Genomic DNA, 18938 nt, shown 5'->3' with positions numbered 1-18938 from the left:
TTTTTAAGAAAGAATCAAATAAGGGTAATCCTGATATACCGTGTCAATGACATTGGCCAATTCTTGAGGTAATTTTTCGTGTTTGCCGCCTACCGTATAAGATAAGTAATCGCTGCCCAATCGAACCTGTACGCTTCCCTGCTGATCCGTAAAGGCAAAGCCATCATTTTTGGAATCCTCCATATCCTGCGCGGCAGCAAAGAGTGTAAATTTTTCCTGATAGGGCGCGGAATCATAAGGACAGAAGCTGCGACAGTTTCCGCATTCGTTGCACATATAATCCACATGAATGATTTGGTGCATTTGTGCTCCCGGAACGCGGATTGCAATATTCGCGCGGTTTGGACAAACTTCCGTACAGTTCTCGCAGATAAAATCGCAGGTCAAACAGCGGGTATCACTCTGGGTTTCGTCCATTTCAGGTTCGGCCAAATTGCCCTTCTTGGCATAAAACGCCTCTTCTGTATTTTGGGAAGGACGGTTGATTCCTATGGTATCACCCAAAATGGCTTCGCAGGCCTTCTTTGCACCTGCAATCGCACGAACCACAACCGAAGCGCCCTCCTGCCCATCTCCTGCGGCATAAATCCCTTTTACAGAGGTTTCGTTGGTCGCCGGATTGACCTTTACAAATCCTTTTTCAGATACCTCGATCCCATTCTTCTCATAGAAGCTGCCGTCAACGCGTTCTCCGATAGAGGCAATCACGGTATCCGCCGGAACCTCCACCGTCTCATCTGTTTCGATGACAGCTCTCCTGCCGGAAGCATCCATATCGCCCAGCTTCATCTTTCGGCACAACAGCTTGCTGCCGCGGTGCGCCACCGGAGCCAGCAGCTCGCGGAAAATAACGCCGTCTTCCAATGCCATGGCAAGCTCTTCTTCCTCCGCCGGCATATATCGTTTTGTCCTTCTGTACACCAGCGAAACAGTTTTCACGCCCTGATTCCGAACAGCCGCGCGGGCCGTATCCATTGCGGTATTGCCGCCGCCCACCACAGCCACATTTTCCCCAAGGGAAAGCGTGCCGCTGCTTTCTCGGAATTCCCGCAGAAAATGAAGTGCGTTTGTGGCAACACCCTCCTGCAGCTTCAGCGGAATCTCTTTATGCGCACCGATGCAGAGAATCGCAGCGTCGGCCTTTTCGTCCGCCATTAATTTTTTTACGTCTTCCACGCGGGTGTTCCTAATAAACTCGGCCCCTGCCGCCTCTGCCAGCCGCACGTCCTTCATTACCTGCTCTTCCGGAACGCGGAATTCCGGCACAATGTTGGTTACAACGCCACCCGGCACCTTGTTTTCGTCAAACACCTTCACCCGGCAGCCGGCGCGGCCGAGAAAATATGCCGCCGAAATGCCCGCAGGCCCACCGCCGACAATTACCACGGTTTTGCCGTTGGGCTTTCCGGGTTTGATTTCCGGCAAAACAGTATCATAGCCATTGCGTGCGGCAATCAGCTTGTTAGCGCGGATTTGCACAGGGGATTCGTAAAAATTCCGGGTACAAACCGACATGCAGGGGTGCTGACAGATTATGCCCGTCATAAAAGGAAGCGGGTTCTTGTCTAAGATGACGCGCAGCGCCTCGGGATAGTTTTCTTCCTTACATAACCGCCCATACGTCGTGATCTCCTGATGAATCGGACAGGTTTCCATACATGGGGCGATAAAGCAGTCGGTCAGCGGAACCTTCCTGCCGTTTTTACGGTTCGGCAGCGGTTTTATGGGCTTTACGTGATGCGGATCGGTCTTTGCCTCTGCCGCAAGCCGCTCCACTGCCTTGGCATCTACGCCAGAAAAAGCCTTCGGCTCTTTTTGCATCAGCAGCTCCGCAATCTGGACCAACCGGGTATATCCACCCGGTTTCAGCAAAGTTGTTGCCATCGTTACCGGCCAAATGCCTGCTTCTATCACAGACTGAATATTAAAATAATCACAGCCGCCGGAATAAGCAATGCGCAGCTTGCCGTCAAAATCACGAGAAAGCCGCGTGGCAACCGCCAAAGACAAGGGATACAGCGACTTGCCGGACATGTACATTTCCTCGCTGGGCAGTTCATTTGCCTTAACGTCAACGGGGAAGGTATTGGTAATTTTGACGCCGAAGCTCATCCCTTTCGATTCTGCCAGTTCGTTCAAACGCCGCAGCATCGGGACAGCGTCCTCATACTGCAAATCGTCTTTAAAATGGAAATCAGTAAACTGAATATAATCGTAGCCCATCTCATCCAGCGTTTTGCGGGCATACTCATATCCCAGAAGAGTGGGATTGCATTTAATAAAAGTGTTCAGGTGTTTTTCATTGATTAGGTACGAGGCAATCCGCTCAATTTCTTGCGGAGGACAGCCGTGGAGCGTGGAAAGCGTAACCGAGTTGCAGATGTCGGCATTCATTTGCTCAATGTCATCCGCCGTGACCTTTCGGAACAGTTCTTTATTTTCCACCAGCCAGTTTTTGCACTCCCGGAAAATCGGCGTATCCGAAGCATCCTTCATTCCCTCAATGAAACAATCCACCTTTTCGGTCCGGATTCCGTCCAAATCATACCCAACAGACATATTAAACTGAAAACCATCGGGGCTGCCCAACCCCCATTCTTTGGAAATCACCTTCAGAACAAACCACGCCTTGACATATTCATCAAAGGCCTGGGGGACATAAAGCTCGGTTGACCATTCACAGTTGTAACATTCATCATCGGCTAAAATACAGGGCTTGCTCACCGGCAGATCCCGGCCATCCAGCTTCTGCACGGTTTTCAGTTCAAAAAAGCGGGAACCGCCGTAATAAGAGGCAATAATATTCTGTGCCAGCTGCGTGTGCGGCCCGGCAGCCGGGCCAATTGGAGTTTCGAGTTTTCCCCCAAACATTTCATAGTGTCGAGTCGGATCCGCACGGTAAGCTCGGCGTAATCCAAAGCAACTGCCTTTTTTCTTCTCTTCTAATACCCAGGCCATCAGATTGCCGAACGGGATTGGGGTCATAATATCACTCATGATGCTTATTCCTCCACATCTTTTTATCACTTAGTAACGCCTTATCTGGAATTGATTTTATCCCAAAGCTTTTGGCTTTCTTTCCGAATTTCCGCCATAGCTTTTTCTTCGTCGATTGTGTGCAAAACGCGATCCTTCATCAAAATCTGGCCGTTACAGACAGTGGTTGTCACACATCTGCCGTTCATGCCAAACAGAATATGGCCGTTGGCGTTATCTGCGCTCATCGGGGTCGGCGGGTTGTAATCCATGACGATCACATCGGCCGCAGCGCCGGGTTTTAGCACACCCAGCGGCGTTTTAAAATATCGGTTGGCAATCTTTGCGTTGTTTTCAAACAGCATTTGCGGAACTTCACCCCAAGCAGCATTCGGATCGCACAAATGGTGCTTGTGCAGGATATTCGCAACCTTATAGGATTCCACCATATCATGCGTGTAGCCGTCGGTTCCAAGTCCGGTCAGGATGCCTCGGTGCACCATCTCCATGGTGGGCGGGCAGCCGCAAGCGTTGCCCATATTGGATTCCGGATTATGAACCACCATCGTATTTGTATCGTGAATCAGCTCCATCTCGTGAGCATTTACATAAATACAGTGTGCCAACAGGGTCTTAGGGCCAAGGATATCCCAGTCATACAGCCGATCGACAATCCGTTTGGAATGTTCCTTCAGACACTGGTGCAAATCATAAATTCCCTCGGCAACGTGAATGTGAAAGCCTGCCCCCTCCGGCAGTTCCTTGCGGCAAAGCTCCATGGTTTCATCTGAAATGGTAAAGCTGGCGTGCATGCCCATCATGCCCGCGATCATGTCGGAAGTATCTGCCTGTGCATAGCGGATAAAATCCACGTTTTCCTCAACGGCGGCACGGGATTTTTCTTTTCCGCCCCTGTCTGAGATTTCATAGCAAAGGCAGGTTCTCATGCCCAGCTCCTTTGCGGCTTCTGCAATGGCAAACAGAGAGCCGGGAATCTCACCAAAGCTTGCGTGATGGTCGAAAACAGTGGTGCATCCATTCTTAATACACTCTATGTAGGTTTCGATCGCAGAAAGTTTGGTTTTGCGGTTATCAAGATTGCGGTCAACCGTCCACCACATGCCGTCCAGAATATCAAGGAACCCTTTCGGTTGATACCCGTTGATGCTGATACCCCTGGCCATGGCGGAATAGATATGCTCATGGGCGTTGATGAACGCCGGCATAATCACACCGCCCTTGGCATCAATAAAGTCCGCTTTGGGGTATTTTCTGCTCAGCTCCGGAAATTCTCCCGTTTCCTTGATCTTGCCGTCCTCGATCAACACCGCTCCGTTTTCTCGGAACGGATTTTCCGGGTCTCTGGTCACGAGTCTTCCGTTTCCAATTAACAACATTTCCGTTTACTCCTCACACAATGAATTTACAGTGATTCTGAGAAGGACACCGCATAAAACCTTGTTGTGGCTTTCAGCCACACGCTGAAATAACAGATCTGCTGTGCGTGTATCTGCAAACGCAGGGTTCCGTGGCCTTCCTTTTCGCAGTTCAGGGCTTCTCAGCCAAAAACGAATCCCCAAAATCGGCATTCCCTTTTATTGCCAGTGTAACACGAGTTTTCAGCCATTACAAGCATTAAATATAAAAATTTTTATGTCACAACAAAAAATTTGTTAGTTTTAAAATTTTGAAATAAAAAGAGGACTTCCTGAGTGATATTTTTAAATTGATAAGGCAATAAAAAAGTTTGTTACAAAAATATTTAGTATATCAAAAAATTTTTTGTATTTTTCGCAAAATATCCTTGCAAACCAAAATTTTTATGATATAGTAGATTTATAAAAATATTTTTGTCTTGGCTGCCAGAAGCAGCGCAAAATGCCGAATCTTGGGCAAAATGATTCCTGCGCACAGCCGCCCACATGCACAATTTCAGACAAACCGGGCGAAGAAACCAAGCCGGCCGACCGGGCCGCTCTTCCTCATTGAGAAACACCCTGTACGCAGAAACCAATAAAACAAATAAGGGAGGAACAGCAATCATGGGACAGGATCTGAAATGGAAGATAAATACGATGCCAAAAACGGATGATCGAAATCTTCCTCTCATGTCCGAATCGGAAGTTCGGAAAGCACGCACCTTTCATCAAAGCTTTCCGCAATATTCGATAACACCGTTGGCCGATTTGAACGCAATGGCAGAACACCTTGGAATTGGAAGACTTGCGGTGAAAGACGAGTCTTATCGCTTTGGCCTGAATGCCTTTAAGGTGTTGGGCGGTTCTTACGCAATGGCCCGCTACATAGCAGAAGAAACGGGTAAGGATATTTCTAATCTGCCATATCACACCCTGATCTCTGATGAGCTGCGAAAAGAATTTGGTCAAGCGACCTTTTTTTCTGCCACAGACGGAAATCACGGGCGCGGAGTGGCCTGGGCAGCCAATAAAATGCGCCAGAAAGCTGTCATTTATATGCCCAAGGGCTCCACACAAACCCGCCTGAATAATATTTTGGCCGAAGGTGCCACCGCTACCATTGAAACAGTCAATTACGATGAGTGTGTGCGCATGGCGGCTGCGGCCGCTTCAAAAACACCCCACGGTGTCGTGGTGCAGGACACCGCCTGGGAAGGGTATGAGAAAATACCCGCTTGGATTATGCAGGGGTACGGCACCATGGCAAACGAGGCAGACGAACAGCTCGGCGAGCGCCCAACCCATGTGTTTGTTCAGGCAGGGGTCGGCTCTTTGGCAGGCGCCGTTGTTGGTTATTTCACCAATAAGTATAAAGAGAACCCACCCACCATGGTTGTGGTAGAAGCCGACGTTGCCGCCTGCCTTTATCAAGGAGCCATGGCGAACGACGGAAATATCCGCATTGTAGACGGCGACATGGATACCATCATGGCGGGGCTGGCGTGCGGTGAGCCGAACATTACCTCTTGGGATATTCTGAAAAATCACGCCGCATGCTTCATCGTCGCCAAGGACCCCATTGCCGCGCGGGGAATGAGAATGCTGGCTGCTCCTGCCCGCGGAGACATACCGGTCATTTCGGGGGAATCCGGCGCAGCCCCCTTCGGTGCACTGGTGACAATTATGACGGATGAAGGCTGCCGGGAATTGCGCGATGCGCTGAAGCTTGACAAAGATTCCCGCGTGTTGCTCTTCTCCACAGAAGGCGACACAGATCCCGAGCGCTACAAAAATATCGTCTGGGAAGGCAAAGAGCGCTGAGCGAATAAACGGTACGAAATATCTTACTATTATTTTCAGGGAGGATTGCAGAATGGCTACTTTAAGTGCAGCAGAATTTGCGAAGATCAAAGAGAAGGCTAACGAATACCGAAAAGACATGACTGCGTTTCTGCGCGCCATCGTCCGGAATCCCGGCGAATCCAGCGATGAACAAAAGCATGTGATGACAATTCAGGCTGAAATGGAAAAGCTTGGATTTGACGAAATCCGCATTGACGCAATGGGCAATATCATCGGCTTTATGGGCAACGGAAAAACCTTAATCGGCTTTGACGGGCACATCGACACCGTGGGCATCGGCAATCGAGACAACTGGAAGTTTGACCCCTATGAGGGGTATGAAACAGAAAGTGAAATCGGCGGCCGCGGCGTATCTGACCAGCTGGGCGGCGTTGTTGCCGCCGTGTATGGTGCAAAAATCATGAAGGACTTGGGCCTTTTGAATGACAAATACCGCGTGATGGTTGTCGGCAGCGTACAGGAAGAAGACTGCGACGGCCTGTGTTGGGAATACATCTGCAAAGAGGATAAAATCCGCCCCGAATTTGTTGTTTCCACCGAGCCTACCGATGGCGGCATCTATCGCGGTCAGCGTGGACGCATGGAAATCCGCATTGACGTAAAAGGCGTTTCCTGCCACGGCTCTGCCCCGGAACGCGGTGACAATGCGATTTATAAAATGGCCGATATTCTACAGGATGTCCGCGCTCTGAACAGCAACGACGACACCGATTCCACCCGGATTCGCGGCCTTGTAAAAATGTTGAATCCCCAATACAACCTGGAATATCAGGAAGCGCGGTTCCTCGGCCGAGGGACCGTCACCTGCTCCGAAATCTTCTTTACTTCTCCCTCCCGCTGTGCGGTTGCAGATTCCTGCGCTGTTTCTCTGGACCGCCGCATGACGGCCGGCGAAACCTGGGAAAGCTGCCTAGAAGAAATCCGCTCCCTCCCGGCAGTGCAGAAATACGGTGACGACGTAAAAGTATCTATGTACCGTTATGATCGTCCTTCCTGGAAAAAACTGAGCTACCCCATCGAATGTTACTTCCCGACTTGGGTGATTCCAGAGGATCATCCGGTGACAAAAGCAATGCAAGAGGCTTATTCCAATCTATACGGCAATTCCCGCGTCGGCTCAGCAGAAACACTAGAAGAGCGCAAAACACGCCCGCTGACCGACAAATGGACCTTCTCGACCAACGGTGTATCCATTATGGGGCGCAACGGGATCCCCTGCATCGGTTTTGGCCCCGGCGCAGAAGCGCAGGCCCATGCACCGAATGAAAGAACCTGGAAAGATGACCTGTGTGTCTGCGCAGCGGTATATGCGGCACTGCCTTCCTGCTATGTGGAATAAGATAATTTCTATAGCGTCTTTAACCAATGCTCTCTAAATTTTAAAATAAGGGTGAATGTTAGAATGGCTAATAAAAATTTACAGGATCTTCTTCAGGAATTAAATACTTTGAATTGCAGCGGCATGTACCAAAACGACTTTTTCCTTACCTGGGAAAAAACACTGGATGAATTAAAGGCTACATGGACAGTCGCAGACGCGCTCCGTTATCTGCGGGAACATAACATTTCCACCAAGGTGTTCGATTCCGGGCTTGGCATTTCTCTGTTCCGCGACAATTCCACCCGCACCCGCTTTTCCTTCGCTTCTGCCTGCAATCTGCTCGGCCTGGAGGTTCAGGATCTGGATGAGGGTAAAAGCCAAATTGCCCACGGCGAAACCGTTCGGGAAACCGCAAACATGATCTCTTTTATGGCAGACGTCATCGGCATACGCGACGATATGTATATTGGAAAAGGCAACGCATACATGCACGAAATCGTGGATTCTGTAAAGCAGGGCTATGAGGACGGTATTCTGGAGCAGAAACCGACTTTGGTAAGCCTGCAGTGCGACATTGATCACCCCACCCAGTGTATGGCCGACGCAGCTCACGTCATCCATGAATTGGGCGGAATCGAGAACCTGAAGGGCAAAAAGATCGCTATGACATGGGCCTACTCCCCCTCCTATGGCAAGCCGCTTTCTGTTCCTCAGGGAGTCATCGGACTTTTTTCCCGCCTTGGTATGGAAGTCGTTCTGGCTCACCCGGAGGGGTATGAGGTTATGCCGGATGTTCTGAAGGTAGCAGAACAGAACGCAAAAGAATCTGGCGGATCTTTCCATGTCACCAATGACATGAAAGAAGCCTTTGCCGACGCCGATGTGGTATACCCCAAATCCTGGGCACCGTTCGCCGCAATGGAAAAGCGCACCAACCTGTATGGCAACGGCGACATGGAAGGAATTCAGGAACTGGAAAAGCAGCTTCTGGCTCAGAATGCCGCTCATAAAGACTGGTGCTGCACAGAAGACAGGATGAATCTGACCAAAAACGGCAAAGCGATTTATCTGCACTGCCTGCCGGCAGACATCAACGGGGTTTCCTGTGAGGAAGGCGAGGTAGCCGCTTCTGTATTTGATGCGGCACGCGATTCCCTTTATAAAGAAGCCAGCTACAAGCCCTATGTAATTGCCGCCATGATTCTGCTGGCAAAATTTAAAGATCCGGCAAAACTTCTGGCGGAATTGGAGCAAAAGGGTACCAAGAGAAAATTTGCGGAATAAGCATTTTTATTCTGTTCCGGGCCGCGTCAAACCTGTTCTGGCGCGGCCTAAAATTTTTTTGATGTGAGGAATTGCGTATGAAAAAGAAAAGAATTGTTCTTGCACTTGGCGGGAATGCACTGGGCAATACGCTTCAGGAACAGATGCAGGCGGTGAAAATCACTGCCAAAGCAATCGTGGATTTAATGGAAGAAAACTGCGAAGTGATTATCGTTCATGGCAATGGCCCGCAGGTTGGCATTATCAACAATGCCATGACGGAATATGCAAACCACAACGGCACCGCCCCCACCCCACTTTCTGTTTGTGTGGCCATGAGTCAGGCATATATCGGCTATGATTTGCAGAACAGCCTGCGGGAAGAATTTTTAAACCGCAGCCTGACGGCTCCCCCCATTGTCACCATGGTGACACAGGTGCGCGTGGATGCCGACGATCCGGCGTTTTCCAACCCCTCCAAGCCAATCGGCCAGTTTATGAGCAAAGAGCAAGCTCTTGCGTCGGCCAGTGAATTTGGCTGGGTGGTCAAAGAGGATGCCGGCCGTGGATACCGGCGTGTGGTGGCTTCGCCAAAACCGCAGGAAATCATTGAAAGCAGTGCAATCCGCGCTATGGTCGAAGATGAAAATCTTGTGATCTGTTGCGGGGGCGGCGGCATCCCCGTGATTCGCCAAGAAAAACATCTGGCCGGTGTATCCGCCGTAATCGATAAAGATTTTGCAGCGTCACTGCTCGCCAGCAGCCTGGATGCCGACATGCTGATTATTCTGACCGCAGTAGAAAAGGTCGCGATTCGCTTTGGCAAACCAGACCAAAAATGGCTGGATCACATGACGGTGGCACAGGCGGAAGAATACTGCGCTCAGCAGGAATTTGCGCCCGGTTCTATGCTGCCGAAGGTTCTGGCGGCGATTCAGTTCGCACAGTCCGGCGAAAACCGCACCGCTATGATCACTTTGCTTGAAAAAGCAAGAGATGCCATTAACGGCAAAACCGGAACCACGATCGCCCGCTAAAACAGATTTTACCAAAACTTTTTTCCATAAAAAATTTTCCATGAAAAAGCACAGCCCCCGCACAGCAGAAAAAACTCTGCCAACCGGGGGCTGCGCTTCCTTTATTCAGTATGGCGGAAAAACGAACAGAAAAATTCTTTCCATTCTGTCAATCACACAGAACATTGATTTTACGCATTTGTTTGGATGGAAAAAAATCAATATGACACGATTTCGTTCTTAATTACTTTGCGGCGCCCTTCTCTGCGGGCGCGCTCCAAAATTAACTCCGCCGCAATCGACACTGCAATTTCCTCGGGTGTTTCAGCCCCGATGGGAATCCCGACCGGCGTGTGGCAGCGTGCAATATCCTGCTGGGAAAAACCGTCTGCCAGAAGCTTCTGTGTAACATGATGGATTTTGGAACGGGAGCCGATCACACCAATATAGCAGGCCGGTGTGCGCATTACCTGCTTTTGCACTTCATAGTCGCACAGGTGGCCGCGCGTCATGATCAAAACATAATCGCTCTCAGTCAGGCGGACATGCTCCGACATTTTTTCATAGGGGGCGCAAATAACCGAAATGGCCTGCGGAAACCGAGCTGAATTGGCAAACTCTTCGCGGTCGTCGTACACCACAGTATTAAAACTCACACAGGAAAGCGCATTTGAAACACTGACTGAAACATGGCCTCCGCCAAATAAATAGACCGTTGGGCGTTCCTTTTCAAGGGCATTCTCTATTTCTTCCAGTCGATGTACGCCGCTTTCCCCTTCCAAAAATTCATATTGGATCTGCACATCTCCGCCGCAGACCGCACCAATATCGGCAAGATCATTTTTACTGAGGATATAACGGCGCTCTCCGCCCGCTTTTTTTGCCAGAAGTTCCATCGCTTCCTGCCCGGCCAAATACTCCATTTTTCCCCCGCCAACCGTTCCCACGTTCCAGCCATCCTTTGCTAAAAGCATAAATGCGCCTTCTGCACGCGGTGTGGAGCCGTTGGAAGATACAATACACACCAATTCCAATGGTTTGCCTTCTTTCAGACGAGAGATGCCCGCTTTCAGCACTTCGCAGTTTTCCATACAAAGCTCCCCTTTCCGATCCGCTATCGATTGTTTTTAAAATAATACTCAAACAATTCCTCTGCGTGCGCTTCCAGCGCTTTGCTCATCGCATCATAGCTGGCAAGAAAGTCTAATGCCTCAGGGCTCAGGGTGCTCTGCCCCCCTTTTGCCCCCCCAGCCTTGGAATTCAGAAGCGGATACCCCAATTCATTTGCCGCGTGCTTCAGAATCTTCCATGCTTTGGAATATGACATATCCATTTCTTCACAGGCCATCTGAATCGAGCCTTTTTGATCAATCAGATGCAGCAAAGCCGCCACACCCGGGCCAAAAAACTTTTCTTTTTTCTTTAACGTCAAACGAAGCATAGGAGAAAGGCAGGGCTCTGGCACTTCCGTCCGGCTCTGCTCTTTTAAATTGTCGTTCCTTGCCATTTTGCATTCCTCTTTTTCGATTCAAGCTTTTATTCCAAGAGGCCTTACAGCTTAATGTCGCTGTGATCACCCTTGACATTCAATACCATTACCGCAAGGAAAGCAACCACCAGAATGATCGCCACATAATACCCGGCGATATCCATATTTCCGGCTGCAACCTCTGAATAAACGGCCAAAGACAGTGTGCGCGTCTTTCCGGAAATGTTGCCGGCAAGCATAGCGGTTGCGCCGAATTCACCAAGTGCCCTGGTGGTCGAAAGCACCGTTCCCGACAAAATGGCGGGCATGGTGCAGGGAACCAAAATCCGCCACAACATGCCAAAGCCGCCCAGGCCAAGCATTTTTGCTTCTTCGACGATAGACTGATTCAGCTGCTCAAAGCCGGCCTTGACCGAACGGTACATCAGCGGAAAACTGACCACCACAGCTGCAATCACCGTTGCCGCCCAAGTAAAAACCACCTTTTGCCCAAACAACTGCTGTATCAGAATGCCAAGCGGCCTTCGGTTCCCAAACAGATACAAAAGAAAAAAACCGGCTACCGTGGGGGGAAGCACCAATGGAAGCGTAAGAATGACATCCATAATGTGGCGGATTTTTCGGTTGCGGATGCGAAGAACCAGATATGCCGACAAAATGCCGAGAACGTAAGTAATGCAGGATGCACAGACGGTTGTTTTCAGTGAGATATAAACCGGATTAAAATCCAAACGACCGTCCCTCCTTTTTTAGCAGTGCCTTGCTTATTTAGACCGACTGTCAGAAAAACCGTAGCTGACAAACGTCTGTACTGTTTCGTCAGACTTTAAAAATTCCAAAAACTTTTTCGCACTGTCTTTTTCTGCAGAAGCCTTGGTGATGCCAATCGGATAGAATACAGGTGCCTTCAGGCTGTCCTGCGGCGCAGTGGCACAGATATTCACCTTATCCGCCATAGAAGCCGCATCTGTCGCATAAACAAATCCGCAGTCCGCAGAGTCCTCTGCTACCCAGCTTAGCACCTCTGTTACATTGGTGCCATGAGACAGCCTGCTTTCCACCTCACTCCATATTCCCAGGCTAGTGAGGGATTCCTTCGCGTATTGGCCAGCCGGAACAGAATCCGGATCGCCAACTGCAATGGATTCACACTTCGTAACATCCTTAAAATCCTTCAGGTCGTATTTGCTGTTGCTGGGCGTGATCAAAACCAGCTTGTTTTCCAGAAGATTTGAAATGCTGGAGCTGTCCATCAGACCTTCCTTGTCCAGTGCCTGCATTTGCTTGGTTGCGGCGGAAAAAAACAAATCTGCGGGGAGGCCTTCTTCAATTTGTGTTTGCAGCTTACCGGAAGAATCATAGGTGCCCTTTACGGTGATGCCAGGATTTTCTTTTTCAAACTGAGGAATCAGATCTTTTTCAAACGCATTTTTCAGGGATGCAGCCGCAGCGATCAGCAGCTCTTCTGACTCACCGGAAGCAACGGTTTGCTGTGCCGAGCCCGCATCTGGCGCTGTGGACTGCCCGTCCAACTGGTTCTGGCCGCCACAGGCGGTCAGGTTCATTCCCAAAACAGCCAATGCCAATACAACTGCCATGCCAAACGATCTTTTTTTCATTGAAAAAAACTCCTTTTGTCAAGCCTTTCATCTCGCCCGAACATTTTAAATTTTATTTCTCAAAGTTGGCGGCACAGTTTGTTACCGCGCCGCGCAACACTTTAAGCCCATGCCCAACCGTATCAAAAAATACGTCCATACTTTCCCGAACCGCTTTGGGGCTGCCGGGAAGATTGACAATCAGCGTTCCCCCGCGAATCACGCTTACCGCGCGAGAAAGCATTGCGCGCTTTGTCTGTGCCATTGAGGCCGCCCGAATTGCTTCGGCAATTCCCGGTGCATTTCGGGTCATAACCGCAAGGGTTGCCTCCGGCGTATTGTCACGGGGCGAAAACCCCGTGCCCCCTGTGGTCAAAACAAGGCTGACCTGACGCTGATCTGCCAGGCGGCACAGCTCTTTCTTTAAAAGCTCGGCGCTGTCTGGCAAAACCAAGGTTTCCAGCACTTCAAATCCCTCTGCCTCCAGCCGGGCGGTAATCAGCGGCCCGCTCTGGTCTGCGCGTTCCCCTTTTGCGCCGGAATCAGACAGCGTAATCACAGCCGCTGTAAACGGACGCTCCGGATCCGGCGGCATTACCTTCATATGGTCCCCGGAACGGATGATTCCCGAATGCAGAACCTCAGCAAAAACGCCCTGCACCGGCATGATACATTCCCCCATTTTCTGATAAATCGCACAATGCGTATGACACTCTTTGCCGATCTGCGTCATGCGCAGCTCCACATCGCCGCACCGCAGCAGTGTCCCGACCGGAAGGGACCGAAAATCGATTCCTGCCACCAAAAGATTTTCTCCAAACGCGCCGTCCTGCACCTGCGCGCCGCGGGCGTTAAAATCCTGCACACGGTCAAAGGAAAGCAGGCTGACCTGACGGTGCCATTTTCCTGCATGAGCGTCGTTTTCAATTCCCCATTCTTCCATAAAAAAGGCTTGAGGCACACTATGTTTTTGGATTCCCTTTTTCTCTGAAATACAAACAGCTCGTACTGTTCCGCTGTTCATCCCTGTTACCCCCCAATTCCTGACATTGGTGTTTTTTCCGTTATCCTCTCCTGCTCAGAAAAGCTGTGCCGCTCCGGCTTTTTTCGGGCTGCCTGCACAAAACTGCCAAACAAAGCCCGGCGCTCTTCCTGCTCCGGCAAGCCGCAGCGCAGGATTTGCCTTAAATCAATTCCATCCTCATAACACAGGCAATATTTCAAAAATCCGGAACTTGTCAGGCGCAGGCGATTGCACTGTGCGCAGAACGGCTCGTGGATGGCCGATATAAAACCGATTTGTCCCTGAAAACCGGGAATTATCCAGTATTGTGCAGGCCCATACCCCCGGCGCTTTGCCGAACGGCCAGCCGGAGCAAGGCCCGGGTATTTTAGGCGAATCCGCGCCCGAATCAGCTCATTATCCAGCGAACACAAATCTGCACCGAATCCAATGGGCATCAGCTCAATAAAACGAACGTCCAGCGGCCTGTCCTTTGCCAGTTCCACCAGACGGACAATGTCGCGCGGCGGGGTCTGCTGTGTAACCGTTACATTGATCTTTGTGCGGATACCGGAAGCCACGCTGAGATCGATCGCCTTTAACACATCGCCCAGCCGATCGAATCCTGTAATGTTCGTATAGGCATCTCTGTCCAGGGTATCCAGACTAATGTTGATTCCGTCAACCCCCGCACCTTTTAGTTCTTCCAAAAATGTGGGCAGCAGAACCCCATTGGTGGTGAGCGTAACGGTTTCGATCCCCCCGGTTTCTTTCAGCCGGTGCACCAAATCGGTACAGCCCCGGCGCACCAACGGTTCGCCCCCTGTCACCTTCAGATGCCGAACACCAAAGTCGGCGGCTGCCCGCACTGTGCGAAGAATTTCTTCACTGCGAAGGATTGCGTCATGCGGCTTCAACTCCAGATCATAGGGCATACAATACCGGCACCGCAGATTACATCGATCCGTAACAGAAATGCGGAGATAATCAATCGTCCGGTTCTGACCGTCCTGATTCAAACGCTGTTCCTGTCTTCTGTTTTCCATCTATACGCCTCTACCGGAGCTCACGCCGGTACTCCCCGGATTTTCCGCCTGTTTTAGAAAGCAGACAGATCCCGGTGATTTCCATACTCTTGTCTACCGCCTTGCACATGTCATAAATGGTCAGTAGGGCGACACTGGTGCCGGTCAGTGCTTCCATTTCAACTCCGGTTTTTCCGGCGCATCGGACGGTACATCGCACACGAACCCAGTGCTTCTTTTCTTCCTGCGTTTCTGTTTCCAGCGCTTCCATTTCCCCCATTAGTTCAAAATCGATGGCCACTTTTGTCAAGTTGAGAACATGACACAGCGGAATCAGATCACTGGTGCGTTTGACACCCATAATGCCGGCGATACGCGCCACCGAAAGCACGTCTCCTTTTTCCATGGAACCTTGCCGGATTTTTTCAAAACATTCCCGCGATACACCGATATCGCCCTGCGCACAGGCTTCCCGAATCGTTTCTGCTTTTCCGGTCACATCCACCATGACCGCGTTTCCATCTGGGTCAAAATGTGAAAATTCCATTTTATTTTCCAAAACCGCAATTGGGGTAAGTGCATACGCCGCACTCCAGACATAATCCGCCTTCCCCCAAAGCAGCTATCTCCTTTGCTGTGATTTTATCTTCCGCCAGAACACGGGGCAGCATTAAATCAAAAATCGTGCGCTTTGCGTACATCACGCACCCCGGAAGCCCACAGATCGCCGCCTTCCCCAAATACGCCAGCATAAACATGGCCCCCGGCAGCACCGGTGCACCATAGGTTACAACTTCCGCGCCGGTATTGCGGATTGCCAGCGGCGTTTTATCGTCCGGGTCCACACTCATGCCCCCGGTGCAAAGCACCACATCCGCGCCATCCTTTAAAAATTCGTTGATAGCCTTTGTTGTCATGCGGTCATCGTCGTCACACACCGCATGTCCAATCACTTCGGTATCAAATTCCTGCAGCTTATGTAAAAGAACCGAAGTAAAAGTATCTTGTATTCGCCCTTTAAATACCTCAGAGCCTGTAACCACTATCCCGATTTTTTTATGGCGATAGGGCAGCAGCCGCAGAACCGGCTTCCCACCGGTCAGCGCAAAAGTCCGGTTTTGCACCTGACGCATTTTTTCTTCTTCAATCACCAACGGAATAATTCGTGTTCCGGCAAGCTTGTCCCCCGCTTTGACAAAGGTATTTCCGTGGCGGGTGGCAATCATCATCTGCGGCGTTGAATTAACCTCCAGCAGAGCTGTCCCGTCCACCTGAAACAAGCCGTCGCATTCGGCAATCAGATCTATTTTCCCTTCCTTGGGTTCTGTGGCGCGCATTCCTTCATTCAGACATAAGTCACGCAGAATTTCTGCAGCTTCGTCTTCATGCAAGATTCCCTGCTGCTTTTCCCACACATATAGATGTTCTTTTCCTACGCTTAAAAGTACTGCAATATCCTCAGGCTGAATTACATGCCCTTTTCGGAATACAGGCCCTTTTTTCTTCCCTGAAATAATTTGTGTAATATCGTGGCAAAGGACGCTCCCGACTGCATCTTCAGTCCGAACCAGTTCCATATCTGCTCACCCTTTTCTTCAGTTTCGATATTCATACGAAAAGATAACGTTTGGTTTATCATAGCAAATGTTTTGCTAAAATACAAGGCAAAATTAAAAAATTTTTGTTCTAATCTAACTAAATTTGTAGGCGTCTTATTTCGACAAAAAATGCACTCGCCTGCTGCATGACAAATCTATCTTTTTCAGCGGCACAAACCAAGAATCGTGCCATTCTTCTGATAAATCGGCAGAATATTGCGCCTGTGCGGGGAATGTTAAATTCACTGCCGGTTTTTGGGCACGGCTGGCCCGAATTGCAGCAATGTTAAAAAGCTGTGACCGGAAGGGCTTGCAGTGAAAGCCTTTTCCTTATATAATGAAAATTAATTCAGAAAGCTTATAATGCAAACTTTGGCTTTTCCATTCACTCTGCATTTGCTTTTCCGCCCGTGATAGAATACCGGAATGTTTTCCTGCCATGCAGCCTGAAAAACAAGGACGGTAAGAAGAAATTGAAATAATGACGTTAGAATGAGGGATGTTCAATGGAAGAAAGCAGCAATATTCAGCTTGAAAATCTGATTGCAACGGCACAAGGGATTGTGCAGCAGTTTGGTTCCAACTGCGAGGTGTGCATCCACGATTTGAACGGTGAAGATTTAGAGCACACCATCGTTTACATTCTGAACGGAAATATTACCGGGCGGAAAGTAGGCGACGGACCTTCTAAAATTGTATTGGAAACAATTGAAGCGCTGAAAACCGGACACAGCCTTAGCGGCCATAAAGTGCATATAACTCGTAATAAAAGGGGAACTATTCTGAAGTCTTCCTCCATTTTCATCAAAGACATCAACGGGAATTACCGGTATATGATGGGCATTAATTTTGATATTACCAGCCTGGTTTCCATTGACTTGGGATTGTCCAGCTTAATCAGCTTGGGGGAAGAAAAAGAGCAGCCCACCCAAATTCCAACCAATGTAAACGATCTTCTCGATAACCTGATTGAGCAAAGCATTCAGCTCATCGGCAAACCGCCGGCGCTTATGAACAAAGAGGAAAAGGTGCAGGCCATTCAGTTCCTGAATGATGCCGGTGCGTTTCTGATTACCAAATCAGGTGATAAGGTATCCGAATGTTTTGGTATCAGCAAATTTACCTTATACAGCTACATTGAAGTAAATAAACCCAACAAAAACAATTAGCAATCTGTTCAGTCCAAACAAGTGCAAGAGCGCGTTTGCACCCAAAGCATACCGTAAAACAGCAAGAAATGTAATTGGCCATTATTCTGGGAACACACATGTATTTCTGCGGATTTTTGCCTTGATTTTTGTTTTTTCTTTTAGATTTCAGAACGTTTATGATGGAAAAATATGCCCTTGGGCAAATAGGAACCTTCTCCTAATCTGCGAAAAGCCACGCATAACAGGGGCAGATTTGAAGCAGCCGGGGCTATCATTTGCAGCCCTGGCTTTTTGAGCCTATAGAACCTGTTAAAAACATCACCGCGCCAGCAGCACCTTGAATCGTTTGCTTGTAATGGCAGCGGGGAATGGAGCTTTTTATGAAAAGCAGCACTTCTTCCATGTGGGTACAAACGAATCTTCCAGACTATCAACTTCTTGCCCCCTGCGACCAGCGTGCCATTTTTTCCGATGGAAACGCCGGCTCTTGCGAGCAGGTGGAAAAAGCCGCCTCACTTGGGCTAACAGCGGAACATATCTACTTTTCCACACCGGGCAAAACAGAGGATGCACTTCGTCGCGCCATTGGCAAATGCCGCTTTATCGCCAATGACCGGGACGAGCTTAACCAGATAAACCGGGTGGCACAGCCCCTGCTGAAGCCGGGCTTTCTGGAATCTGTTGGCCTGCGGATCATCCCCGAGGCTTATGACGATAAAAAGCAGTTCGGCATTCCGGAAAGAGAGTTGCCTGAGCTTGCGCAGGCAATCAAAGCATTTGGCGGAATCTCTGTTCGCGGCTGTTTTGTGCAGGGCAGCACAGAAGGCCTTCACGGAAAAGCACTGGGAAAATATTTTCGCACCTGCTATGAACTGGCAAAGCGTATGACAGTGATCTTACCTTGCGGTATGCCTTACCTATGCGTTTCGGGCGGTGCGGAACCTGCCTATAAAAACGCATTGGAGCATCCGGAAACGCTGGAGGATTTCCTGCGTGAAGCGAAAATAGTTGCCACACAGAATCAAAATGCATTTTATGCTAAACTGCTGATTACATAACTGAAAATACAAAGAGCCGGGGCAGATTATCGTCTGCCCCGGCTCTTTGTATTAATTGAAACAACAGGAGTTCTATTCCAAAACAACCTACCGCTGCATGCAAAGAGTTTTTTGATTCCTGCTTGTGGAAAACCCAAGAAATATCAGAGTCTGCCGGTT

16 protein-coding genes are annotated in these 18938 nt (G+C 49.6%); 6 read left to right on the top strand and 10 right to left on the bottom strand.

All coding sequences use genetic code 11. The annotated features are described in order from the left end of the window. Positions 1–3: 3 nt before the first annotated feature. The gene (ygfK, locus tag C1A02_RS00600; RefSeq protein WP_101696275.1) at positions 4–2997 is read right to left on the bottom strand and encodes a putative selenate reductase subunit YgfK; all 2994 of its coding nucleotides are present in this window, start codon (positions 2995–2997) and stop codon (positions 4–6) included. Between the two features lie 41 nt (positions 2998–3038). Further along, a complete protein-coding gene (ssnA, locus tag C1A02_RS00595) occupies positions 3039–4373 on the bottom strand; it encodes a putative aminohydrolase SsnA (protein WP_101696274.1) in 1335 nt (444 codons plus the stop codon). Between the two features lie 645 nt (positions 4374–5018). Here ssnA and dpaL point away from each other — a divergent pair. From dpaL to arcC, 4 genes are all read left to right on the top strand, one after another. Then, on the top strand, positions 5019–6215 hold the full coding sequence (gene dpaL, locus C1A02_RS00585; RefSeq protein ID WP_101696272.1) for a diaminopropionate ammonia-lyase: 1197 nt from the start codon (positions 5019–5021) through the stop codon (positions 6213–6215). 52 nt (positions 6216–6267) lie between these two features. After that, positions 6268–7596 carry a YgeY family selenium metabolism-linked hydrolase gene (locus C1A02_RS00580; RefSeq protein WP_101696271.1) on the top strand — a complete coding sequence of 443 codons (1329 nt, stop codon included), beginning with the start codon at positions 6268–6270 and terminating at the stop codon, positions 7594–7596. A 63-nt stretch (positions 7597–7659) separates the two neighbouring features. Next, positions 7660–8862, top strand: a complete 1203-nt coding sequence (gene ygeW / locus C1A02_RS00575) for a knotted carbamoyltransferase YgeW (protein ID WP_101696270.1) — start codon at positions 7660–7662, stop codon at positions 8860–8862. A gap of 77 nt (positions 8863–8939) precedes the next feature. Continuing rightward, positions 8940–9878: a carbamate kinase gene (arcC, locus tag C1A02_RS00570; protein WP_101696269.1), complete on the top strand. Its 939-nt coding sequence runs from the start codon at positions 8940–8942 to the stop codon at positions 9876–9878. A 197-nt stretch (positions 9879–10075) separates the two neighbouring features. Here arcC and C1A02_RS00560 read toward each other — a convergent pair whose 3' ends face one another. From C1A02_RS00560 to C1A02_RS00525, 8 genes are read right to left on the bottom strand one after another with little or no spacing between them, the layout of a single operon-like run. Next, positions 10076–10948, bottom strand: coding sequence for an XdhC family protein (locus tag C1A02_RS00560; RefSeq protein ID WP_101696267.1), 873 nt, complete (start codon positions 10946–10948; stop codon positions 10076–10078). Between the two features lie 23 nt (positions 10949–10971). Continuing rightward, positions 10972–11364 (bottom strand): winged helix-turn-helix domain-containing protein, encoded by a 393-nt coding sequence (locus tag C1A02_RS00555; protein ID WP_101696266.1) that lies wholly within the window; start codon positions 11362–11364, stop codon positions 10972–10974. Positions 11365–11408: 44 nt separating this feature from the next. After that, positions 11409–12077, bottom strand: coding sequence for a molybdate ABC transporter permease subunit (gene modB, locus C1A02_RS00550; RefSeq protein ID WP_101696265.1), 669 nt, complete (start codon positions 12075–12077; stop codon positions 11409–11411). 33 nt (positions 12078–12110) lie between these two features. Continuing rightward, positions 12111–12965, bottom strand: a complete 855-nt coding sequence (gene modA / locus C1A02_RS00545) for a molybdate ABC transporter substrate-binding protein (RefSeq protein ID WP_101696264.1) — start codon at positions 12963–12965, stop codon at positions 12111–12113. A gap of 52 nt (positions 12966–13017) precedes the next feature. After that, positions 13018–13968, bottom strand: coding sequence for an MOSC domain-containing protein (locus C1A02_RS00540; protein WP_101696263.1), 951 nt, complete (start codon positions 13966–13968; stop codon positions 13018–13020). Positions 13969–13973: 5 nt separating this feature from the next. Next, the gene (gene moaA, locus C1A02_RS00535; protein WP_101696262.1) at positions 13974–14993 is read right to left on the bottom strand and encodes a GTP 3',8-cyclase MoaA; all 1020 of its coding nucleotides are present in this window, start codon (positions 14991–14993) and stop codon (positions 13974–13976) included. A 10-nt stretch (positions 14994–15003) separates the two neighbouring features. Next, entirely contained in the window at positions 15004–15519 is a 516-nt protein-coding gene (gene moaC / locus C1A02_RS00530; RefSeq protein WP_101696261.1) for a cyclic pyranopterin monophosphate synthase MoaC, read from the bottom strand. 1 nt (position 15520) lies between these two features. Continuing rightward, positions 15521–16549: a molybdopterin-binding protein gene (locus C1A02_RS00525; RefSeq protein ID WP_101696260.1), complete on the bottom strand. Its 1029-nt coding sequence runs from the start codon at positions 16547–16549 to the stop codon at positions 15521–15523. Between the two features lie 527 nt (positions 16550–17076). On the opposite strand from C1A02_RS00525, the gene C1A02_RS00520 reads away from it, so the two are divergent. After that, positions 17077–17739, top strand: a complete 663-nt coding sequence (locus C1A02_RS00520) for a helix-turn-helix transcriptional regulator (RefSeq protein WP_101696259.1) — start codon at positions 17077–17079, stop codon at positions 17737–17739. Positions 17740–18101: 362 nt separating this feature from the next. Continuing rightward, entirely contained in the window at positions 18102–18779 is a 678-nt protein-coding gene (locus C1A02_RS00515; protein ID WP_129588132.1) for a type III PLP-dependent enzyme domain-containing protein, read from the top strand. Positions 18780–18938: the final 159 nt, after the last annotated feature.

Source organism: Clostridium minihomine, from assembly GCF_900240385.1.
GTDB classification, from domain to species: domain Bacteria; phylum Bacillota; class Clostridia; order Oscillospirales; family Acutalibacteraceae; genus Faecalispora; species Faecalispora minihomine.
Note: the sequence above shows the minus strand (reverse complement) of the source record. Positions and strands in the feature narration are given on the sequence as shown.